The sequence below is a fragment of the Flavobacterium suzhouense genome (assembly GCF_042684765.1).
Taxonomy (GTDB): Bacteria; Bacteroidota; Bacteroidia; order Flavobacteriales; family Flavobacteriaceae; genus Flavobacterium; species Flavobacterium suzhouense.
In genome coordinates this window covers 344,459-366,841 of the sequence record NZ_JBHUMD010000026.1, presented here as the reverse complement: position 1 = coordinate 366,841, position 22,383 = coordinate 344,459, and the positions used below count along the sequence as shown (strand labels likewise).

Sequence of the window (22,383 nt, the reverse complement as noted above, 5' to 3'; positions counted from 1 at the left end):
ATAATAAAAACATTCTTATGAAAATTACATTTTACGGCCATGCCAGCTTAGGAATAGAAGTAGGAGGCAAGCACATAATAGTTGACCCGTTTATCTCCGCTAATGAACTTGCAAAAGATATTGACATCATGCAGTTAAAAGCAGATTATATACTGCTAACGCATGCTCACGGCGACCATATTCTTGATGCTGATGCTATAGCTAACAATACTGGTGCAGTAATAGTTTCTAATGCTGAAATCACAGGCTATTTTGAAAAAAAAGGGCATAAGGTACATCCTATGAATCATGGAGGTAGCTGGAATTTTGACTTTGGTAAAGTTAAATACGTTGTAGGTCATCACTCAAGTTCTTTCCCTGACGGCTCTTATGGTGGTAATCCCGGAGGTTTTGTGATCGAAGGTGAACATAAAAATATTTATATCGCCGGAGATACAGCAGTGACATTTGATATGAAACTGATTCCAATGCGTACAAAACTTGACCTTGCGGTTTTACCGGTTGGAAATAACTTCACTATGGATATTGAAGACGCTATCATAGCATCCGATTTCCTTGAATGCGATAAAGTACTTGGTTATCACTTTGATACTTTTGGATACATTAAAATTGACCATGACGATGCGATAAAAAAATTCTTCAATAAAGGAAAAGACCTAATGTTACTTGAAATAGGAGAATCGTTAGAGCTTTAATAATGAAAGCATCTTATAAAAAATATATACTTGATTTTAAACGCCCCAGCGGAACATCGCGGGGCGTTCTTACTCAAAAAGAAACCTGGTTCCTTATCCTTGAAGATAATGGAAAAACCGGAATAGGGGAGTGTGGTATACTTCGAACCCTAAGCATTGACGACAGGCCGGATTATGAAGAAAAGCTAAAATGGGTTTGTGAAAACATTCATTTAGGTGAGGAATACCTTTGGAATTCCCTTAACGAATTTCCATCAATTCAATTTGGACTTGAAATGGCATTTCAATCTCTGAAATCAAATAACCCATATCTTTTATTTCCATCAGCTTTTACTGATGGAACGAAAGGTATTGATATCAATGGCCTTGTCTGGATGGGAGAGGAGAGCTACATGAAACAACAAATTGAAGAAAAATTAGAACAGGGTTTTGATTGTATTAAACTAAAAATCGGAGCCATTGATTTTGATAAGGAGCTCAATTTACTGCGTTTTATAAGGTCAAATTTTAGTGCAGAAGATATTGAAATTCGTGTAGATGCTAATGGTGCATTTTCTTCAACAGATGCATTATATAAATTAACACAACTTAATTCATTTCAGCTACATAGCATTGAACAACCTGTAAAACAAGGTCAGTTTGATCTTATGGCTGATCTTTGTCAAAAAACACCCTTTCCTATCGCTTTGGATGAAGAGCTTATCGGTGTATTTGGATATAAAAATAAAGAGGCCTTACTTCAAAAAATAAAGCCTCAGTATATAATTTTAAAACCAAGTCTCATAGGTGGTTTCCGTGGTTCCCGAGAGTGGATTGATATAGCAGAAAAAATGAATATTGGCTGGTGGATAACTTCTGCGCTTGAGAGCAATATTGGCCTCAATGCAATTGCACAATGGACATTTCTTCAAAACAACCCAATGCCACAGGGATTAGGCACCGGGGGACTATATACAAATAATTTTGACTCGCCGTTGGAGGTTGTCAATGGAAAATTAATTTATAATCCTGATATTATGTGGCAGGTTAATCTTTAAGCCTCTGCAGCTTTGTTGGTTACTATAGCACCAAGGCAACTTTCGGGTATATTAAATGCATCTGTAAGAGGAACTGCATCCTGCCTGATTTCCCAGCATAACTGACTTACAAGCTTGCGAACAGCTTTAGTTTTAACACCTTCCATGTAACCCTGTTCAAGATACCAGGCTTTATGTTCTTCAATTTTGTTTAATGCAAACAGATTATACAATCGTTCCATTACTTCCTTAATTCCTTCATCGGTAATAGTAGATAACTTATACTGAAACTGCTCCAGAAAAACACGGTCAAGATAACTGTCAGCAATCTGAATCATATGAGGATGCATTACATTTGCTGCATCAAAAGCATCTAAACCATTATCTACAAGCCTTTTAAATCTTTTTGCAGCTGAACTCACAATTTCATTCTCTCTATAGCGAAAAGCATGAATGTGAAACTCTTTGTCTTTAAGATGTTTCTCATCAGTATTCCTCGTCGCAAATGGGTTCTTTTCCGTAATTGACGTTTTTGCCTGATCTATAACATAGTTAAAAATACCTGAAACATTCATTTGGCCAAACTGTTTGCGGAATTCTCCTAAACGGTTTTTGGCTGTTAGCTGCATTAGTACAGTATTATCACCTTCAAAAGTGGTATATATTTCCGTATCGTTTTTAAGATCATCTATCCTGTTTTCTGAAAGATATCCTTTACCCCCACAAGCTTCACGGCATTCCTGAAGGGTATTCCTTGTATTCCATGTAGAATATGACTTCATACCAGCCGCCAAGGCTTCAATTTCCTGCATTTCTTCTTCTTTTCTATTTACAAAGCGCTTGGTTAGATATTGCAAACCAAAATGAATGGCATATGCATTTGCTAAATAAGGCATTAATCTCTTCTGATGCATTCTGTAATTAAGAATGGGAACTTCAAGGCCTCCATCGGGGCCAAACTGTCTGCGTTTATCACCATATTTTATAGCAATTGTCAATCCTGTCTTAGCAGCTGCCAAGGCTGAACGTGGAATTCCAATCCTTCCTCCAACAAGTGTTCCTAACATTGTAAAGAAACGTCTGTTATCACTCGGTATAGGGCTTTCAAATTCTCCGTTTTCATTAACCTGTGAAAAACGATCAAGCATATTATCATAAGGTATAATGACATTCTTAAAAGTCAAAATCCCATTATCAACCCCATTTAGCCCCATTTTATGTCCACAATCTTCAATAGTCACCCCTTCAAGCACGTTTTTATTCTTATCACGGATTGGAACTATAAAGGCATTAACACCATAATCTTTTTCATCAATAATCAGCTTAGCAAAAACAGTAACCATCTCACCGTGATTAGCTGTATTGCCAATATATTCTTTACGATCATATTTTTCAGGAGTATTAATTGTAAATGTCCTGTCTCTATGATTATATACAGCTGTAGTCTGTACACCTTTTACATTAGAACCGTGATGTGTTTCTGTCATGGCAAAACCTCCGGGCAACTCTAAGGTACCTACATCTTTCAGGTATTTTTTATAATGCTTTTCGGTTCCTAAAGAGAGAATACTCATTCCCCAAAGCCCAAACTGAACACCAAACTTGATCACAAGACTTAAATCATGATAGCTTAATGTTTCCATTATTGAAAAATAGCCTTCTATATCGGCTTTGCCTCCATATTCTTTGGGATAGGCATAATTCCCCATTCCCTCTTTAGCCAGTATTTTACACCAATCAAGTACTTTTTCACGATACTCGGCTGTATCTGAGATTGTTTCCAGTTTGAATTCAGGCGAAGAAATGATTTTTTTTACCTTATCAATATGAACTGACTGATCTCCATCAAGCAATTCCGTTAATTTGTTTACATCAAAGCTTTTAACAGTACCATATTTATTAGTTACAGTATCTGTTTTCGATTTAAATCCGGCAATAATTTCCTGTCCCATAATTCCCAGTTCAGATTCCATCTTTGCAAAAACAGGAGCAATTTTAAGGATATCATCCTCTGAGAGTGCAGGTCTTTCCGAATTAGCAATAAGAATGCCTAATTCTGTAAGATTAGCAGGATTGGATTTATTAATTAAAGTATCAATTTTTTCTTTCCATTTAAAGAATTCTGAACGGCTAGGAGGGGAGCTATAATCTATTTTTGTTTTAAGAAAGTCTTTTTCAGCTTTTGTGAGCCATTCCTGATTATTTATAAATCCTGCCAACGCTGAAAATTCTTGTTTAGTAAGGAAATCATCCTGCCATGCTACGTAAAAAACAGGAATTAATATACTAAGTTTAGGATTGTTATTGAATGTAATGTCCATACGAATGGTTTTTATTATAAAAATAAGCAATTACTTACAGTCGCTAATAAAAATAGTGTTAAACTAAATCATGAATTTTAGCATACTGAAGAAGCATTATTGTTTTAGCATCCTTAATTTCTCCGGTTTCTATCATCCTTAATGAATCATTAAAATCAAATTCAAGGACTTCAATATTTTCCTGCTCATTATCTAGTCCACCGCCAGTTCCGGTTTTCATATCATCTGAGTAAGCACCAACAAAAAAGTAGAGAATTTCTGTCACAGATCCCGGAGACATATACACTTCCATAATTTTTCTTATGTCAGATAAATTATAGCCGGTTTCTTCTTCAGTTTCTCTTTTAATACAATCTTCAGGATCCATTTCGTCAAGCATACCTGCACAGGCTTCGATCATTTGCCCGTCTGCATTTCCATTAAACCATGTAGGTAATCTAAACTGTCTGGTTAAAATAACAGTTCCTTTATTTTTGTTATATAGTAAAATTACAGCGCCATTGCCGCGATTATAAACTTCACGTTCCTGAGTTTGCCAAAATCCGTCTTTAAGCTGATATTTATATGTAACTTTATTAAGTTTTCCCCAGTTGTCAGATAACAGTACTGTGGATTCAATTTTTACTTTTTCAGACATTATGTTAAATATTGATTTAATGATTTACCATTACAAACGCTACAAGCGTTTGTATAGTACGATTTATTTCGTAGATAAAACTACACATTTATATAGAACTTAATTTTTAAAGGATTTATAAAAATTTTATATTTACTGAAAATAAAATCTAATAAACCAAAATGAAAAAACTATTAATCTGTTTACTGTTGGCTTTGGCCTTTAACATGAATGCCCAGGAAAAATCTGTGCCGTTATCTATTAAAAATTATGAGCTGTATTCAATTCTAAAAAAAGGAATTTCTTTTAAAGATTTCCCTGCGTTGCCGGAAACTGTAACAGAACATTATGTTGGTGGAGAACTTCAATATACAGTTGCAGAAACTGAAAAATTTACGCTTAAAATTATGGCCGACGGTGAATTCAGATTTAAAATGAAAAAACCGGCAACAACATTTGTTGAGCAATTATATTATATAAGATTTCCAAACAACACAGTATTTGGTTACGCCATGCAAACAAGAAAAGATGGTGTAGTACAAGTAACAGCTTATCAGGGTGATAAATTCGTTTATACCGGAGAAGTAAAAAAATAAAGACATTTTAGCGGGTATAGCCCGCTATTCTTACCACCCATATTGACTTATAATATATATTATGTAAAATAATAATTAGATATATTAAAATAAAAACGGCACTGAATACTCAATGCCGTTCTAAACTCTATAAACACTATTATTTAACAGACACCGGTATATCTATGTTTTCCCAACTTAACGTTATATTATTTTTGTTTATGGTATAAACAAGACTTTCATTCATTTTAGAAGATTTTTTTGTTTTTACCTGAACTCTTAAAGCATCTTTAGCTTCATCGTAGTTGTAAGCACTCATTTTAGGATCTTTTCCAAAAATTACTGTAGCCGATCCATTTTCAGGAATTACATAAATTGAATATTTTCCTGCAGCTAATTCTTTACCTTCAATTTTAAGGTTTTTATCAGTTTCAATTGTTGTTGGTGCATTAGCACCGGCACGCCAAACTTTTCCGTAAGGAACTAATTCTCCCCAAATTGTTCTTCCTTTTACAAACGGACTGCTGTATTCTATCGTAATATTGGCACCGCTAATATTACCTTTTGCTGTAGCAGCAGGACTTGCTGGCTTTTTATCCTGCGCGAATGCACCAATTGTAAAAAAGACAGAGAAAATCAGAATCGTAAACTTTGTAGTAAATTTCATTTTAAAAAATTGATTATAGTTATTTTGTAAATTTAAGCAGATTATCAACTAATTTAAAATTTTAACAAAGCTTTGAGATTTTTACTGTAGCTATTTTCTTTTATAGATTCGCAAAAAACATTACTTTTAAATCTCATTTGATCTATATATGAAAAACCCTGTCGCCCAAAGTATTGCTGATTTTCTGAAACACTTCCCTCCTTTCGAAATACTCGAAAATGCTGAACTTGTAAATATAGCTGAACAATCAAGAATTATTTATCTTGATAAGAATCAGATATTATTTAAAGGAGGAGATTCAGTTCACAATGATTTTTATATTATTAAAAATGGGGCTATTGGTCTTTCAATAACTTCTGATGCTGAAGAAACATTAATTGATAAATGTGATGAAGGTGATATATTAGGGTTAAGACCTTATTTTGCAAAAGAAGACTACTTAATGTCTGCAAAATCCAGAGAAGAGTCTATCATCATTGCAATCCCTATAGCTTTTTTTGAACCTTATATAGTCTCAAACCAAAACATTCTTTCTTTTTTCCTGGAGAGTTTCGCTTCTCAAACACGCAATCCATACGATAAAGAACGTAAAGGTAAGCTTATATCGGAAAATATGATTGTTAGCGATCAGGTTGCCGACTTACAATACTATCAGCCTATTAAATACACAAAAAATCCTATTACTGCCAATCCCGATGACGTTTTGAGATTTATTGCTAAAACAATGGCTAACAGTGCTATTGGAAGTGTAATTATAGAAGAAAACCAATTACCAATAGGTATAATTACAGACAGGGATTTGAGAGCAAAAATTGCAACTGGACAATATCCTATTGATATAGATGCCCGAACAATAATGAAAAGTCCTGTAATAACCGTACCGGAAAATATTTCTGTAGCGGAAGCGCAAATGGTAATGCTCAAACATGGCGTTGGTCATTTATGTGTAACAAAAGACGGTAGTAATAAATCTGTCATAACAGGTATAATTAGTGAACACGATGTTATTGCTGCCCAATCAAATACTCCCGGAGTGCTTTTAAAACAAACACGCCGGGCCGGTAATGCTAAAGAACTGAAATATGTCCGCGAAAAACTTACCGACCTTATCCAGAATTCAATCGATACTAATATTCCTATTTCACACATATCAAATATTGTAGCAGAAATAAATATTGAACTAACGCGAAGGGCAATAGAATTGTCAGTGGAAAAAATGGGAACCCCTCCTCCTGCTCTCTTTACCTGGGTAAATATTGGTAGCCAGGGTAGAAAAGAACAATTATTAAAAACGGATCAGGGTAACGCTTTAATTTTTGAAGATGTTGAGCCTGAAATCTATGATAATGTAAAATCATATTTTCTTGAATTGGCAGAAAGTGTAAATGAATTTCTTGAAAAGGTTGGCTACGAACCATCTCCAAAGGGATTACTTGCAAGCAATTCACTTTGGTGTAAATCTTTGTCAGGCTGGATAAAACAATACAACAGCTGGATTAATACCCCAGCTGAAAAAGGAGTTGAAGTTAGTACAGCTTTTTTTGATTTTGACTTTATTTATGGCGCTCCGGATATTGAAGATGCATTAATGGAAAATATCCGAAATAATATGGGGCATAATAAAAAGTTCTTCGGATTTCTTGCGGCTGATACTCTTCGAAATCCTCCTGCTCTGGGTTTTTTCAGACAGTTTTTACTTGAAGGTGATGGTGATCATAAAGACAAGTTTGATATTAAATCCCGTGCTCTCGAGCCCTTAATAGATTCTGCAAGAGCATTAGCATTAAGCCATAATTTACTTGAAGTAACAAATACTTATCATCGTTTTAAACAACTTGCGGAGCTTGAACCAAAAAACGCAGAGCTTTACGAAGAATGCGCTGAAGCCTTTAACACACTTATGCGCTTTAGGACCGAAGAAGGTTTGACTAATGATTCTGACGGCAGATACATCGATATAAATGAACTATCTAAAACCGATAAAGGAAAACTTAAAAATTTTATTGAGCCAATTAATGAAATTCAGGATATTATTAAAAACAGATTCTCTATAACTTATATCAATTAATCATGGCATTTGACTGGCTTACTGGAAATAATCTCCCGCAATTCTGGAAAAATTATGTTTCCCTTTTCGATAATGATGAAGGAAACATTGAAAAGCGTTATGTAGTTTTTGATATGGAAACAACCGGTCAGGACTGGAAAGAAGATGTAATATTATCTATTGGAGCAATTGGATTAAGTAATAATTCTATTGCTGTAGGTGATTTTTTTGAAGTTGTATTATTCCAGGAAAAATTCACTACACAACCTACCTCTCAAAAAACAGTAATAAAAGAAAGTGCAGAAAAAGTTGTAGAAGCAGAAGCAATGATTCGCTTTCTAAATTTTATAAAAGACTCTACATTGGTTGGACATAATATAAATCTTGATATTGAGATGCTTAATCTCGCCCTAAAACGTCTGGATTTAGGCAGGGTTAGGAATCAATTTATGGATACAAACGTTTTGTATCAAAGATGGAAGAATTTACCGGAAGATTCTCAATCAAGCCTTGATGAAGTTTGTGATATGCTTAAGGTTAAAAAAAATGAAATGCATACAGCATCCGGAAACGCATATATAACATCACTTATTTTTTTAAAACTAAGAAATAAATTGGGTATCAGAGACTAAATTTCCAATCTTTTATAAAAAATATAATCTGTCACTAAAGGCGTTATATCATTATTTTTAAAATCTGAAGCGATTTGTCCCCTGTGGTATGTGGAATGATTTATTACATGGAATAAAATATCCTGTATACTATTAATATAAGTTTGTCCTTTAGTATTAGTATATGTAATTTGTTTATCAAAATCTAAATTACCAATTATGGCAAGAGAATTATAATAATTCACTTCGTTAATTGCTTTCAAATCCTGAAGAGGGCTTATTCCCCAAACATCAACATTGTAATTTTTATCTTCAATCCTTGAATTCCATATCTCATGCGAGTTAACAATATGATTAATCAGTTTTACTGATTTTACAGGCGGGTTATTGATTTCAGTTAAAGCATCAATAACTTTATTATTGAAATGAAATGTGTATTCCAGGCCTTGTACAAAAAATAGTTTCATAATTTTGCGTTTAAAAAACAAAAAAGCAGCCATAAGACTGCTTTCTTTTATAATTTACCATTTTTAATTTCGTCTACAATTTCAGGATTAAGCAATGTTGTTGTATCCCCAAAATTAGAAAAATCACCCTCAGCTATTTTTCTAAGAATCCTTCTCATAATTTTACCAGAACGCGTTTTAGGCAAACCTGATACAAACTGAATTTTATCCAGTTTTGCAATTGGGCCAATATGGCTGGAAATATGCTCATTAATTTCTTTACTAAGATTTTCCCTGTCACGTCCGGCCCCGGATTCTTTCAGGATAATAAATCCATAAAGTGCATTCCCTTTCACATCATGTGGGAAGCCAACAATCGCCGACTCAGCTACTGCAGGATGCTCATTTATAGCGTCTTCAATTGGTGCTGTACCAAGATTATGTCCGGAAACTATTACCACATCATCTACACGTCCTGTTATTCTGTAATACCCTACTTCATCTCTTAATGCACCATCTCCTGTAAAATATTTACCCGGGAAAGTAGAAAAATAAGTTTCTTTAAAACGCTGATGATCTCCCCATATTGTTCTGGCCATTCCAGGCCAAGGGAATTTAATACATAAACTTCCAACTACCTGATTTCCCTCAATCTCATTTCTAAGCTCATCCATTAGAACAGGCTGGATACCAGGTAATGGTAATGTTGCATAAGTAGGTTTTGTAGGTGTTACAAACGGGATTGGTGATATCATTATCCCTCCGGTTTCTGTTTGCCACCATGTATCAACAATTGGTGATTTCTTTTTACCAACATGGTCATTATACCAGTGCCAAGCTTCTTCATTTATTGGTTCTCCTACTGAACCAATAACTTTTAGAGTGCTTAGATCATGCTTGTTAACCCATTCCCAGTTCTCTTTAGCAAGAGAACGGATTGCCGTAGGCGCAGTATAAAACTGTGTTACTTTATGTTTATCAATTACTTCCCAAAAACGACCGAAATCAGGATATGATGGAATGCCTTCAAAAAGTACCGTTGTAGCACCATTAAGCAATGGGCCATATAATATATATGAATGTCCTGTTATCCATCCAATGTCAGCAGTACACCAATAGACATCATTTTCCTCATAAGCAAAGATATTTTTAAAAGTATAAGCGGTATGGACCATATAGCCGGCTGTAGTATGTAGCATTCCTTTAGGCTTACCGGTAGATCCAGACGTATACAGAATAAAAAGAGGATCTTCAGCATCCATAATTTCCGCTACATTGTTCGGTATTGCAGCATCAATCAAAGGCTGAAGCCATTTATCACGGCCTTCCTGCATTTTTATATCAGAATTGGTTCTTTTTACGACCAATACATTCTCAACACACTGGCATTTTTGAAGAGCTTCATCAACAATACTTTTCAATTCGATTGTTTTACTGCCTCTATATCCACCGTCAGAAGTTATTACCATTTTACATCCCGAATCATTAATCCTGCTTGTAACAGCTGATGCAGAGAAACCAGCAAAAATAACAGAATGTATTGCACCTATTCTGGCGCAAGCTAATACAGAAATTGCAAGTTCCGGTATCATTGGAAGATAAATACAAACTCTGTCTCCCTTTTTTATTCCCTGATCTCTTAACACATTAGCCATCCTCGAAACACGATCATACAATTCATTGTATGTAATATGTTTTGCCTCTTCATTTGGGTTATTGGGTTCAAAAATAATTGCCGTCTTCCCTCCTCTTTTTGCCAAATGCCTGTCAATACAATTTTTAGTAATATTTACCTTTGCATTAACAAACCACTTTACATCGGCTTCCTGCATATCAAACTCAACTACTTTATCCCACTTTTGATACCATGTGAAATTTTCATCGGCTATTTTATCCCAAAACTTCCTAGGCTCTCGGATGGATTTATTATAATGCTTAAAATATTGCTCTAAGCTTTTTATCTGATAATAACTCATTATTGTATTAATGTTTAAATTGGAAAGAATCTATGTTTAGTAAATATACACATCTTAAAATTATTCCTTAATTCTTTTTAAGAAATATCGTACCCTCAGTCTATTTTCGAAATATTATCTGCAAATTTTATTTATTTCATCTTCTTTCATCGGGTAATTTCTCTCTTTAGCAAGCTTAAAATATTCACAAGCTTTTTCTAGATTATTCAACTTCATGTAACTGACTGCTGTATAGTACTCCGTATGACCATCATATAACCCGGGTTTCTTTAATGCATTCTGAAAATAATCAATTGCTTTTGCTATTTGTCCATTATTAAAATAATGAAAGCCAATGTTTTGAATCGCATATATATTTCCCGGATCTATCTGAAGTGCTTTTTTATAGCATGCTAACGATTTTTCAGGATTTCCGATAGAGGCATATTTCTGACCTTCCACAAGTTGGTCTGTTACCATGAAATCCTTTTGCTGTCGGATTAAAATGGAATCATTAGGCATTACTTTAAGTCCGCTATTTATGAATTTATGTAACCCATTTCGACTATATCCGGCACTTTGCAATGCCTGGCCTGTTTGTTTCCATGCTAAAGCAGAGTTAGTATATTTAGCAAACAAATCATGTTCTTTCAATATTTCAAGGGTATCTCTTTTTGATGCGGCAACATTAATTGATTTATTATAATAGCTGGCATTTTTTGGACGCCAATAAAAAGCTCTTTTTACACAATAATATGAACTGTCCGCATTTCCCTTTTCTTCAAAAACTAAATGTTTATAAAAATCGACTCTTCCCAGATAAGGATTTATTTTGTCGGCCTTATTTAAACACTCAATTGCCTTATCATATTTTTTTTCTCTGAAATAATAAATCCCTGCATATTCTAAAAATGATTCCGAAGATCCAAAAACATTAGGATATAGAGGCAGGCGCCTAATTACTTCATCCCCATTTAAAACACCACTTGCTTTTACATTAATGTCATCTGTTTTAATAAGATATTCGAGATTAGAAGCTTTAAAAACAATATATGCTGAGAAAGTACTTACTAAAGAAATTACTATGATAAGAGCTGAAGGATTTAAACTTTTAACACTTACTGAATTATCAGATAGCTGATGACTATTTATAACAGTAAATGCAAACAATAAACTCATAAAGATTTGCATAGTTGGTCTATACATTGGAAAGTTGAACATTGAATCAACACCATAGACTATAACTAAAAGTAAGGTTATTAAAGCTATTATTCTATTTAATTCATTTTTCGATTTTATGACTCTAGTAAGGTTTATAAAAAATATTGAGACAAAAAGCGATAAATATATAATACCATTAATCAACCCTGTTTCAGACAATATTTCCAGAAAATCATTATGGGCATGCAGACTAACTATGCTACTGTCTATGGACTTGCTTTCGTGAGGGATAGATTCAATACGGTAATTACCCAAACCTATTCCTAACACAGGACTGCTTTGCCATAATTTTAAAGCATCATCCCACATCGTTAGCCTCATTTTTGCAGAAGCATCATTAGTCTTTATCTGTTCTATTCTTTTAGTAACTGAGCTATATCTTTCACTCACATTTCTAGTTTTCGCAAAAACCAAATTTGAAACGACAATAGAAAAAACCAATGGCAAAAGCAATGTAGTTAGCTTCAAAAACACTGTTTTAGAAACCGGATTAGTTTTGAACAGATAAATAATATAAATAGAGAACACTAAAAAAAGATTTATCAAACCTGATCTTGCTCCGGTTAACAGTATAGTTAAAATAGCCAAAAATAAAGTTGCTGTTACAAACCATTTTTTATAACCTGAAAATTGAGTAATACCAAGCAATAAAAAAGGAATTTTTATGCTCATACTTGCGGCAAGTATGTTAATATTACCTGTTTTCCATTTTAATTGTCCAAGCCCTTCAATAACAGAGGTTTTATTGGCGTGTACAAATGCATCATAGAGTTCATTGAAAGATTGCAGAAATGTACTTACACAAATAACAAAAACTATTTTATAAAAAACATTGAGTTTGTCTTTTAATAAAATGCTGAGATTTACAAATAATACAAATACAATGAATATCTCAGTAAGATTGGTAAACACCAGAGAAACATTTTTAGCAGCAAAAACAGACACACCACACATGACTACAAAAACGAGATAAAAAAGAGCTAACCTACTTTTCTTTACTGCAGCGAAACTATTATTAATAATATCCTTTGGGCTAAAATAAAAATACAGTCCCATAAGTACATTTATAACAGAAAGATATAAAAATTGAGGATGTATTATTTCAATTGTTTTGAAGTAAGGCAAAAAATCAGTTGCCAAAATTAAGACAATGAAAAAAAGAACTGTAAAGTCAGAGATAACTAGGGGTTTCTTATCTGTTAATGACATAAAATTGTTTTGATTTTGCTTAAACAAATATAAATAGTTTTACAGATATTATTATCGTTTTGGTTAACATTCTAATCATAGTAACTAAACATTGTTCTTCAAGATAAGACCAATACATAACTAGTTAACATTAAAAATCTAAAACAGTACAAATACCCATAAATAATCAATAATTATATATTTATATTGAATTATTATTATTTTTCATATTCTTACAATACATCTGAAAATCAATTAGTATTTATATAAATTTTAAATATTAATTACGTAGACTATATTTTATAACAAAAATCTTTAAAATAAGACCACATATTTTCTTTTATTTGCAGTATTCATTTTTTTGATCATGAAAATAGATCCGGCACAAACTAGCCAAAAAGACGTTTACAAAATACTGACAGGTTCAGTTATACCACGCCCTATAGGATGGATCTCATCTATAAGTAAAGATGGTAATTTAAACCTGGCTCCCTTTTCTTTTTTTAATGCTGTAGGCGAAGATCCTCCACACGTAATGTTTTCTACTGTCCGAAGTGGCAACACTAACAAAGACACGCTAAACAATGTTTTAGAAACAAAGCAATTTGTGGTAAACATGGCGACAGAAGAATTAGTGGAAGCAATGAATGCAACGTCGGTAAACCTTCCTCCTGATGGTAATGAATTTGAATTTGCCGGACTTACACCAATAGCATCAGACCTGATAAACCCTCCAAGAGTAAAAGAAAGTCCAATATCATTTGAGTGTGAACTCGTACACCATTATAATCTTGAAGACCATAAAGATGGTGGTGCAACTATCATGATCGGACGCATTGTAATGTTTCATGTTGATGAATCAGTTTTATTACCGGACTACAAGATAAACATGGAAACTTATCGTCCTATAGCCCGCCTGGCAGGCTATAATTACGCTAAGCTGGGAGAAATTTTTGCAATTAAAAGACCTTTTATATAAAATGAAAATAACAGTTATAGGCGGTGGACCGGGCGGATTGTACTTTTCAATCCTGCTAAAGAAAGCAATGCCTGATTGTAGCATAGATATTTACGAGCGCAATAAAGCCGATGATTCTTTTGGCTTTGGCGTGGTTTTCTCAGATGAAACACTGAGTGAATTCCTTACACGTGACCCTCAATCATATGAACTAATACGCACTAAATTCGCATATTGGGATGAACTTGATGTTGCTCGTGATGGTGAAAAAGTCCGCATCACAGGAAATGGTTTTTGTGGTTGCTCACGAAAAACATTACTTCAATTGTTACAGCAGCGTTGCCGTGAAGAAGGTGTAAATCTTCATTTTGAGGCTAATGTTGATGATTTAAGCCAATTTGCAGATTCAGACATAATAGTTGCTGCAGATGGTATAAATAGCGGTGTACGTGAAAAATTTGCTTCTGATTTTGGAACTATAACCGAGATGAAAAATAATCGTTTCGTATGGATGGGTTCTACCCGACCACTTGATGCGTTTACCTATTTCTTCAGAACCACACCTTACGGCACTTTCGTAGCTCATACCTATCAATATGAGGAAGGAATGAGTACATGGATTTTTGAAACTACAGACGAAACCTGGCAAAAAGCCGGTTTTAGTGTTACAGATGAGGAAGACACTATTAAAAAGCTTTCAGAGCTATTTAAAGAAGAACTTGATGGGCATGGACTGATTTCCAACCGTTCGCACTGGAGACAATTCCCTGCCATTACTAATAAAAACTGGAGTAAAGACAATATTGTCCTATTGGGTGATGCCAAGGCTACCGCCCACTACTCTATCGGTTCCGGAACAAAGCTGGCAATGGAATGTGCTATAGCACTTGCAGATTCAGTCATAAAATTCAAAACTGACATCCCATCAGTATTTGCTAATTATGAAAAGTTACGCCGTAACCGTGTTGAAATGATTCAGCATGCTGCAAATGTATCTCTTGACTGGTTTGAACATATGGACAGGCATATCCAACATCCTTTCCAGCAATTTGCTTTTAGTGTAATGACAAGAGCCAAGAAAGTAACTTTTGAGAATCTTGCGCTGCGAGATCCTTCTTTTCCTCAGAAAGTACAAGCGGAATTTAATACCGCAATCAATACACCTGAAAATACCTCACCGGCATTCACTCCTTTCACATTACGTGGAATGACTGTAGAGAACCGTATTGTTATGAGTCCGATGGAACAATACTCTGCTAAAGACGGGCTTGTATCGGACTGGCACCTTATGCATTATGGATCAAGAGCCACAGGAGGTTTAGGGTTAATTCTTACTGAAGCAACAGCTATAGCAACTGATGGGAGAATAACTTTAGGTTGTCCGGGTATTTATTCTGAAGAACAAATAGTTGCATGGAAAAGAATAACTGATTTTATTCATAACAACAGTACTTCCAAAATAGGTATACAATTAGGACATTCTGGCCGTAAAGGAGCTGTACAGTTTCCTTGGGAAGATGCCGGAAGTCCTGTAGAAAATATGTGGGAACTAATATCTGCCTCTCCTATTCCATTTAATAGTAAAATGGCAACTCCACGAGAAATGACTATTGCTGATATGGATGCCATAAAAGCAGAATTTGTCAATGCCACTAAGAATGCTGAAAAAGCAGGATTTGATATGATTGAGCTACAGGCGCATCATGGATTCCTATTAGCTTCTTTCCTTTCTCCCCTAACCAACATCCGAACAGATGAATTTGGAGGAAACGTACATAACAGACTTAAATTCCCGATAAGAGTATTTAAGGCAATGCGCGAAGCATTTCCACAAAATAAACCAATGAGTGTTCGTATTTCGGCATCTGACTGGGCTGAAGGCGGAATAACAGAAGAAGACATTTTGATCATTGCACAGGCATTTAAAGATGCAGGAGCGGATATCATAAATGTATCAACAGGATTAACTGTTGAAAATCAAAAACCGGCTGTTGGAAGAATGTGGCAGACACCTTTCTCTGATATGGTGCGTAACGAAGTACATATACCAACAATTACTGCGGGGTATATTCAGGATATTGACCAGATAAACACCATATTGCTAAACGGGCGTGCTGATTTGGTAGCGCTTGGTAAAACACTATTGCTTGACACTTCTTTTGTACGAAATGCCCAGGCGTATGAGCATTACAGAGCTAATGACTTGCAATCAGTGGGTATACCAAAACAATATATGTCGGCAGCGTCGCACCACTATCCATATAAAGCTGGTGAACGTAAAGCTGTTGAAGGAATGAAAAAAGCACTTAAACCGGTAACTCATAAAAAGTAATAACACGCTATAGTGATGAAACATTACGAAGATAATTTTGCACACAACCATCTGCCTCATGCTTCTTTACAGGCAGAGTGCTTTACAGGTCATCCGGATTTTGAGTTTCCGGAAGATCTTAACTGTGTGGAAAAGCTTTTAGACAGACATATTACAGAGGGGAACGGCGACAGGATTGCTATTCGTACCTTTGATATAACATGGACATTTAACGACTTGTATGAAAAAGCAAATCAAATTGCCCATGTACTAACTGAAAACCTTGATTTTAAACCAGGCAATAGAGTACTGATACGTTCGGCAAATAATCCCATGTATGTTGCCTGTTGGTTTGGTATACTAAAAGCCGGAGGAATCGTGGTGGCCACTATGCCTTTACTACGTGAAAAAGAACTTACCGTAATGGTGGATAGTGCCGAAATATCACATGCTTTTTGTGATTACAGGCTTGAAGATGCTATGATGGAAGTAAAATCGCCATTCCTGAAACATGTAATAACATTTGATGGTTCAGGTGAAGGTTTTTCAAAACTTGAAACCCTGATGGGTAACAAACCAAAGGTGTTCAAAAATTATCCAACAAAATCAGATTCGCTTTCTATAATAGGTTTTACATCAGGAACGACAGGAAAACCTAAAATGACTTCGCATTATCATAAAGACATATTATTGATATGTGAAGCTTTCCCAAAATATTCACTTCAGCCTACACCTGATGATGTTTTTACAGGTAGTCCTCCGCTTGGGTTTACTTTTGGTCTTGGAGGCTTGGTATTGTTCCCTTTTTATTATGGAGCATCAACATTCCTGATAGAAAAACCTTCACCGGAACTGTTATTACAAGCTATACAAGATTTTAAGGTAACTATTTGCTTTACTGCACCTACCGCATGGAGAGTATTGACTACCAAAGTAAATGAATTTGATATTTCATCACTACGCAAATGTGTATCGGCAGGAGAAACTTTGCCACTAAAAGTATGGGAAGACTGGTACGAAGCTACAGGCCTGAAAATAATTGATGGTATTGGCTCAACTGAAATACTACATATCTTTATATCCTCTAATGAGGAAAATATGCGTAAAGGTGCAACAGGATTACCTGTGCGAGGTTATGAAGCCAGGATTGTTGACAAAAAAGGAAATGAGCTCCCTGTTGGCACACCGGGAAGACTTGCAGTTCGTGGTATTACAGGTTGTAAATACCTGAACAGCCCTGAAAAACAAAAGGAATATGTAGAAAACGGCTGGAATATTACCGGAGACATCTTCCGTCAGGACGAAGATGGTTACTTTTGGTTTGTAGCCCGTGGAGATGATATGATCATTTCATCAGGCTACAACATTGCAGCAATTGAGGTTGAAAGCGTACTGCTTACCCACGAAGATATCGCCGAATGTGCCGTTGTGGGACTTCCTGACGAAAACCGAGGTATGCTGGTATGCGCTTACATAGTATTAAAAGATAAAGAAAAAGCCTGCGATGCTTTAACCAAAACCATACAGGATTGGTTTAAGCAGGTTGCAGCACCCTATAAATACCCAAGAGAAATTCGCTATATGGATTCCCTGCCAAAAACGGAAACAGGAAAAATACAGCGATTTAAACTTAAAACAACATTACAATCCTAATGGAGAACGCATTTATAAAGAAAGAAAAAGTTCGCTTTCAGCATGTAGATTATGCAGGAATAGTATTCTATCCACGATTTCTGGAAATGCTGAACTGCCTTGTAGAAGATTTTTATGAGGAAGCATTAAATATGCCTTTCAAAAACATTCATAAAACCGGTGGAATACCTACGGTTGATCTAAAAGTACAGTTTAAAAAAGCAGCACGCTTAGGTGATGAGCTGACAAAATATTTTTGGATCAAAAATCTGGGGGGATCTTCAATGAACTGCGGGTTCAAATTTGAGCACGAAGACGGCTCTGTTTGCCTTGAAGGAGAGGTAACGCTTGTAAAAGTAGATTTCCTGAATGACAGAGGCGATATAAAATCGAGTCCTTTCACGGAAGAAATGAGAGCGATCCTTGAAAAATACAGAATTCAAAATTAAAAGCATGTTGAATTTATCAAAATTTAAAGCAGCTGCAGTACAGGCCTCCCCTGTTTTCTTAAACGTTGATGCTACTGTAGACAAGTCAATTTCGATTATTAAAGAAGCCGCCGGAAACGGTGCCTCTTTAGTTGCTTTTCCTGAAGTATTTGTTGCCGGTTATCCGTATTGGAACTGGATAATGACACCTGTTCAGGGCAGTAAATGGTACGAGCAGCTATATATAAACTCTATAGCGGTTCCTGGACCTGAAGTTGACCGTATTTGCGAAGCTGCTAAAGAGAATAATATTCATATAGTGATTGGTGTAAACGAACGCGGACAAAGTTTTGGCGAACTATACAACACCAACCTAATTATTGATAATAATGGAAATCTTGTAGGCAAACACCGTAAACTGGTTCCAACCTGGGCTGAAAAGCTCACGTGGACAGGTGGTGATGGTTCATCACTTAAAGTATACAATACTGAAATCGGGCCTATTGGTACATTAGCCTGTGGCGAGAACACCAATACACTGGCTCGTTTTACCCTACTGTCACAAGGAGAACTGATACACATTGCCAATTATATTTCGTTACCTGTAGCGCCACCGGATTATAACATGGCCGAGGCAATTAAGATCAGGGCAGCGGCACATTCATTTGAAGGAAAGCTATTTACCATAGTATCATGCTCAACAATCACTAAAGAGATTATTGATGCTATGAAAGATGATGTACCTAACGCTGAAGAACTGCTTACCCGTAAGAACAGCGCATTCTCAGGTGTTATTGGACCAAATGGTGCCGTTATCGGTGAACCACTTATTGATGAAGAAGGCATTGTGTATGCTGATATCGATTTATCTAAATGCATCCAGCCAAAGCAGATGCATGATATACTGGGGCATTACAACCGTTTTGACATCTTCGATCTTAGGGTAAATACTGCCCCAAGAAAAAATATTACTTTTACAGGAAATGAAGAAATATAACACATTAATTATCAACATATAATATATGCGATTATTACTGTTTTTCTTATTTTGCACGTTACATTCGATTGCTCAGGATCAGGAAGCTAAACTATTCTTTAAAGATGGCACCACAGTTATAGGCTATGGAGAAATTAAAACAAAAGGATTTTTAAACACAGAAGTAGAACCCAAAATCCTGTTTCGATTCTCTAAAGACGAAAAAGCAGATGAATGGGACTACGAAATGGTTGATAAAATTGAACTTCAGGGATTTGAAGGATACAAAACTTTTGCTTTTGTAAAAATTGGTAATGAGAACAATATCAAATATCGTTTGTTAGAACTTATTACTGAAGGAAAAGTAAATTTATATGTTGAAGAAAAAACAAATACAGCTTCTAATGTATTCGGACCCGGATCACAACAATGGGATACAACAATCTATATGGTAAAAAAAGAAAGTGAATCTAAATTAACTGTATTAGGAGCCAACAAGAAAAAAATTGCCGAATACTTTAAGATTGTTCAGGCATAAAAAAGAAACTGGACAGGAACGAATTCAGCATTAAGAATATTAAAGATATTGTCGAATACTATAATGATTATTGTTCAGACGGTAATTACATAGATACAGAAGAATAAAAACAAAACCATTTTGATATGGAAGAAAAATATGACGATAGCGTATTAGGCCGTGCCCGTGTTCAGGATACCCCTGAACTGGAAGCCTATTATAAAGAACTTGAAGGCCTTGGTGCGGGAGCACTCTGGACTGTAGCTAACGATATTGAGCCATGGGAACCACGTTCTTCATCAGTACCTATGCTTTGGAAGTATGAGAACCTACGAGAACTTGTTCTTAAATCATCCGAACTGGTTACTCCTGAACAGGCAGGACGCCGTGTTGTTTACCTTGTAAACGACAAACGTAAAGACGTTAGCGCTGCTGTAGGATGGTTATATACCGGAATTCAGGTTACACGCCCGGGTGAAAGCACATCTGCACACAGGCATAAAGCCTCAGCCCTACGTTTTATTATGGAAGGAGAAGGTGGTTACACTGTTGTTGATGGTAATAAGATCATGCTTGAGGTTAATGACTTTGTTATTACCCCAAACAGTACCTGGCATGAACATGGCGTAGAAGAAGGCGGTAAAACCTGTATTTGGCAGGATGGACTTGATATTCCACTTGTAAATGCGCTGGAAGCCAACGATTATGCTGTTTATGATGGTAAACAACCATTGGTTGCACCTGTAAATCATTTACCGATGACTTATGGTAGCAGTGCAGGTATAGTTCCGGCTGATATTGTCTGGAATAAACCCTACTCTCCTCTTTTTAAATATTCATGGAAAAAAGTATACCCTGCATTATTAGAGGCTGCAAAAGTAAATGATGGTTCTCCTTTTGACGGTATTCTAATGCATTATACCAATCCAGTAACCGGAGGTCATGTAATGCAGACCATGGGAGCATCTATACAACTGCTAAGAGCCGGTGAACATACCAAAGCCCATAAACATACCGGATCTTTTGTATACCAGTGCGCCAAAGGCCATGGTTACTCAATTATCAACGGTAAACGATTTGACTGGAAAGAACGTGATATTTTCTGCGTGCCTTCATGGGCATATCATGAGCACGTAAATCTTTCTGAAACTGAAGATGCCTGTCTTTTCTCTTTTAATGATCTGCCTGTTATTCAGTCGTTAGGATTATACCAGGAGAAGGAACATCCTGATGGTTACCAAAAAATAGATTAATACAGAATAAATACAACAAACGTAAATAATGAAATTAGTTACTTACAGAATAAACCATACCCCTGCCCGTTTAGGCTTTATTGAAGAGCAGATGATTATTGATGCGGAGAAATTAGGGCACATCAAACAAAGTTTGCTTCCTGACAATATGCTAGACTTTATCGACTTAGGTATTGATGGGATTAACCATGCCGTTCGCCTTATCAATACAGCGACAAAAGAAGAACTGGAAGAATGTTCTATCCCATTAGCCAACGCTACATTATTAGCACCAATACCAAGACCTCGTAAGAATATCTTCGGAATTGGGCTTAATTATACAGAACATGTTGCAGAATCAGCCCGTACGCTTGACACTTCAAAGGAATTACCACAGGAGCCTGTAATCTTCTCTAAGCCGACTACTGCGGTTACCGGACCTGAAACTAATATCATCCACAACCAAAAGATTACCAAACAACTTGACTGGGAAGTGGAGCTTGCAGTAATCATTGGTAAAGGCGGAAAAAATATTTCCAGAGAAAATGCGATGGATCACGTATATGGATACACAGTTATAAATGACATCAGTGCCCGTGACTGTCGTCGTGCAGGACAATGGATTGTTTCTAAAGGTCAGGATACCTTTGCACCTATGGGACCAATACTTGTTACACGTGATGAAATTGCAGATCCACACAACCTTAACCTTCGACTTACTGTAAATGGTGTTGAGAAACAAAATTCAAACACTAAATTCATGTTATTCAACATAAACGACCTTGTACATGATTTAAGCACAGTATTCACTCTTGATGCAGCCGATATCATTGCTACAGGTACTCCTGCCGGTGTTGGTGCAGGTCGCAGTCCACAGGAATTTATGTGGCCCGGCGACGTAGTTGAGGCTACTGTTGAAGGAATAGGAACATTAAGAAATACCGTTGTAGACTCTGAAGAGGTTTAATAAA

Annotated in this window: 19 protein-coding genes; 13 read left to right on the top strand and 6 right to left on the bottom strand. The window is 35.7% G+C overall.

Annotation, left to right across the window (positions count from 1 at the left end; genetic code table 11):
• Nucleotides 1–17: 17 nt before the first annotated feature.
• Complete coding sequence (locus ACFSR3_RS12390; protein WP_379821334.1) at nt 18–695, top strand: metal-dependent hydrolase; 678 nt, start codon at nt 18–20, stop codon at nt 693–695.
• A 2-nt stretch (nt 696–697) separates the two neighbouring features.
• Entirely contained in the window at nt 698–1,732 is a 1,035-nt protein-coding gene (locus ACFSR3_RS12385) for an o-succinylbenzoate synthase (RefSeq protein ID WP_379821333.1), read from the top strand.
• Here the strand turns inward: ACFSR3_RS12385 and ACFSR3_RS12380 are convergent.
• Nucleotides 1,729–4,032, bottom strand: a complete 2,304-nt coding sequence (locus ACFSR3_RS12380) for an acyl-CoA dehydrogenase family protein (protein ID WP_379821331.1) — start codon at nt 4,030–4,032, stop codon at nt 1,729–1,731. The genes ACFSR3_RS12385 and ACFSR3_RS12380 overlap by 4 nt on opposite strands.
• A 58-nt stretch (nt 4,033–4,090) precedes the next feature.
• Complete coding sequence (locus ACFSR3_RS12375) at nt 4,091–4,669, bottom strand: NUDIX domain-containing protein (RefSeq protein ID WP_379821329.1); 579 nt, start codon at nt 4,667–4,669, stop codon at nt 4,091–4,093.
• 161 nt (nt 4,670–4,830) lie between these two features.
• Here ACFSR3_RS12375 and ACFSR3_RS12370 point away from each other — a divergent pair, with 161 nt between their 5' ends.
• Nucleotides 4,831–5,244 carry a hypothetical protein gene (locus ACFSR3_RS12370; RefSeq protein WP_379821328.1) on the top strand — a complete coding sequence of 138 codons (414 nt, stop codon included), beginning with the start codon at nt 4,831–4,833 and terminating at the stop codon, nt 5,242–5,244.
• A 139-nt stretch (nt 5,245–5,383) separates the two neighbouring features.
• Here ACFSR3_RS12370 and ACFSR3_RS12365 read toward each other — a convergent pair whose 3' ends face one another.
• Nucleotides 5,384–5,890 carry a DUF2911 domain-containing protein gene (locus tag ACFSR3_RS12365; protein WP_379821326.1) on the bottom strand — a complete coding sequence of 169 codons (507 nt, stop codon included), beginning with the start codon at nt 5,888–5,890 and terminating at the stop codon, nt 5,384–5,386.
• A gap of 148 nt (nt 5,891–6,038) precedes the next feature.
• On the opposite strand from ACFSR3_RS12365, the gene ACFSR3_RS12360 reads away from it, so the two are divergent.
• The gene (locus tag ACFSR3_RS12360; protein ID WP_379821324.1) at nt 6,039–7,958 is read left to right on the top strand and encodes a DUF294 nucleotidyltransferase-like domain-containing protein; all 1,920 of its coding nucleotides are present in this window, start codon (nt 6,039–6,041) and stop codon (nt 7,956–7,958) included.
• Nucleotides 7,959–7,960: 2 nt separating this feature from the next.
• A complete protein-coding gene (locus ACFSR3_RS12355) occupies nt 7,961–8,569 on the top strand; it encodes a 3'-5' exonuclease (protein WP_379821322.1) in 609 nt (202 codons plus the stop codon).
• Here the strand turns inward: ACFSR3_RS12355 and ACFSR3_RS12350 are convergent.
• The 3 genes from ACFSR3_RS12350 to ACFSR3_RS12340 all read right to left on the bottom strand — a co-directional run bounded on the left by ACFSR3_RS12350 (nt 8,566) and on the right by ACFSR3_RS12340 (nt 13,379).
• Nucleotides 8,566–9,015, bottom strand: coding sequence for a DinB family protein (locus ACFSR3_RS12350; RefSeq protein ID WP_379821320.1), 450 nt, complete (start codon nt 9,013–9,015; stop codon nt 8,566–8,568). The two genes, ACFSR3_RS12355 and ACFSR3_RS12350, sit on opposite strands and share 4 nt — an antisense overlap.
• Nucleotides 9,016–9,062: 47 nt before the next feature.
• Nucleotides 9,063–10,970: an acetate--CoA ligase gene (acs, locus tag ACFSR3_RS12345; RefSeq protein ID WP_379821318.1), complete on the bottom strand. Its 1,908-nt coding sequence runs from the start codon at nt 10,968–10,970 to the stop codon at nt 9,063–9,065.
• Between the two features lie 114 nt (nt 10,971–11,084).
• Entirely contained in the window at nt 11,085–13,379 is a 2,295-nt protein-coding gene (locus tag ACFSR3_RS12340; protein ID WP_379821316.1) for an O-antigen ligase family protein, read from the bottom strand.
• 346 nt (nt 13,380–13,725) lie between these two features.
• On the opposite strand from ACFSR3_RS12340, the gene ACFSR3_RS12335 reads away from it, so the two are divergent.
• From ACFSR3_RS12335 to ACFSR3_RS12300, 8 genes are all read left to right on the top strand, one after another.
• Entirely contained in the window at nt 13,726–14,337 is a 612-nt protein-coding gene (locus tag ACFSR3_RS12335; RefSeq protein WP_379821314.1) for a flavin reductase family protein, read from the top strand.
• A gap of 1 nt (nt 14,338) precedes the next feature.
• Nucleotides 14,339–16,648 carry an oxidoreductase gene (locus ACFSR3_RS12330; RefSeq protein ID WP_379821312.1) on the top strand — a complete coding sequence of 770 codons (2,310 nt, stop codon included), beginning with the start codon at nt 14,339–14,341 and terminating at the stop codon, nt 16,646–16,648.
• 15 nt (nt 16,649–16,663) lie between these two features.
• Nucleotides 16,664–18,280 (top strand): AMP-binding protein, encoded by a 1,617-nt coding sequence (locus tag ACFSR3_RS12325; protein ID WP_379821310.1) that lies wholly within the window; start codon nt 16,664–16,666, stop codon nt 18,278–18,280.
• Nucleotides 18,280–18,708, top strand: coding sequence for an acyl-CoA thioesterase (locus ACFSR3_RS12320; RefSeq protein ID WP_379821308.1), 429 nt, complete (start codon nt 18,280–18,282; stop codon nt 18,706–18,708). The genes ACFSR3_RS12325 and ACFSR3_RS12320 overlap by 1 nt, the downstream gene beginning before the upstream one ends.
• 4 nt (nt 18,709–18,712) lie before the next feature.
• Entirely contained in the window at nt 18,713–19,684 is a 972-nt protein-coding gene (locus tag ACFSR3_RS12315) for a carbon-nitrogen hydrolase family protein (RefSeq protein ID WP_379821306.1), read from the top strand.
• Nucleotides 19,685–19,709: 25 nt separating this feature from the next.
• A complete protein-coding gene (locus tag ACFSR3_RS12310) occupies nt 19,710–20,201 on the top strand; it encodes a hypothetical protein (protein ID WP_379821305.1) in 492 nt (163 codons plus the stop codon).
• A 125-nt stretch (nt 20,202–20,326) separates the two neighbouring features.
• Nucleotides 20,327–21,433, top strand: coding sequence for a cupin domain-containing protein (locus ACFSR3_RS12305; protein ID WP_379821303.1), 1,107 nt, complete (start codon nt 20,327–20,329; stop codon nt 21,431–21,433).
• Nucleotides 21,434–21,461: 28 nt separating this feature from the next.
• A complete protein-coding gene (locus ACFSR3_RS12300) occupies nt 21,462–22,379 on the top strand; it encodes a fumarylacetoacetate hydrolase family protein (RefSeq protein WP_379821301.1) in 918 nt (305 codons plus the stop codon).
• Nucleotides 22,380–22,383 lie beyond the last annotated feature (4 nt).

Excerpts from the sequence above, each read along its gene's own strand:
- ACFSR3_RS12390 (WP_379821334.1), top strand. The coding sequence starts at position 18 with ATGAAAATTACATTTTACGGCCATGCCAGCTTAGGAATAGAAGTAGGA.
- ACFSR3_RS12385 (WP_379821333.1), top strand. The coding sequence starts at position 698 with ATGAAAGCATCTTATAAAAAATATATACTTGATTTTAAACGCCCCAGC.
- ACFSR3_RS12380 (WP_379821331.1), bottom strand. The coding sequence starts at position 4,032 with ATGGACATTACATTCAATAACAATCCTAAACTTAGTATATTAATTCCT.
- ACFSR3_RS12375 (WP_379821329.1), bottom strand. The coding sequence starts at position 4,669 with ATGTCTGAAAAAGTAAAAATTGAATCCACAGTACTGTTATCTGACAAC.
- ACFSR3_RS12370 (WP_379821328.1), top strand. The coding sequence starts at position 4,831 with ATGAAAAAACTATTAATCTGTTTACTGTTGGCTTTGGCCTTTAACATG.
- ACFSR3_RS12365 (WP_379821326.1), bottom strand. The coding sequence starts at position 5,890 with ATGAAATTTACTACAAAGTTTACGATTCTGATTTTCTCTGTCTTTTTT.
- ACFSR3_RS12360 (WP_379821324.1), top strand. The coding sequence starts at position 6,039 with ATGAAAAACCCTGTCGCCCAAAGTATTGCTGATTTTCTGAAACACTTC.
- ACFSR3_RS12355 (WP_379821322.1), top strand. The coding sequence starts at position 7,961 with ATGGCATTTGACTGGCTTACTGGAAATAATCTCCCGCAATTCTGGAAA.
- ACFSR3_RS12350 (WP_379821320.1), bottom strand. The coding sequence starts at position 9,015 with ATGAAACTATTTTTTGTACAAGGCCTGGAATACACATTTCATTTCAAT.
- acs (WP_379821318.1), bottom strand. The coding sequence starts at position 10,970 with ATGAGTTATTATCAGATAAAAAGCTTAGAGCAATATTTTAAGCATTAT.
- ACFSR3_RS12340 (WP_379821316.1), bottom strand. The coding sequence starts at position 13,379 with ATGTCATTAACAGATAAGAAACCCCTAGTTATCTCTGACTTTACAGTT.
- ACFSR3_RS12335 (WP_379821314.1), top strand. The coding sequence starts at position 13,726 with ATGAAAATAGATCCGGCACAAACTAGCCAAAAAGACGTTTACAAAATA.
- ACFSR3_RS12330 (WP_379821312.1), top strand. The coding sequence starts at position 14,339 with ATGAAAATAACAGTTATAGGCGGTGGACCGGGCGGATTGTACTTTTCA.
- ACFSR3_RS12325 (WP_379821310.1), top strand. The coding sequence starts at position 16,664 with ATGAAACATTACGAAGATAATTTTGCACACAACCATCTGCCTCATGCT.
- ACFSR3_RS12320 (WP_379821308.1), top strand. The coding sequence starts at position 18,280 with ATGGAGAACGCATTTATAAAGAAAGAAAAAGTTCGCTTTCAGCATGTA.
- ACFSR3_RS12315 (WP_379821306.1), top strand. The coding sequence starts at position 18,713 with ATGTTGAATTTATCAAAATTTAAAGCAGCTGCAGTACAGGCCTCCCCT.
- ACFSR3_RS12310 (WP_379821305.1), top strand. The coding sequence starts at position 19,710 with ATGCGATTATTACTGTTTTTCTTATTTTGCACGTTACATTCGATTGCT.
- ACFSR3_RS12305 (WP_379821303.1), top strand. The coding sequence starts at position 20,327 with ATGGAAGAAAAATATGACGATAGCGTATTAGGCCGTGCCCGTGTTCAG.
- ACFSR3_RS12300 (WP_379821301.1), top strand. The coding sequence starts at position 21,462 with ATGAAATTAGTTACTTACAGAATAAACCATACCCCTGCCCGTTTAGGC.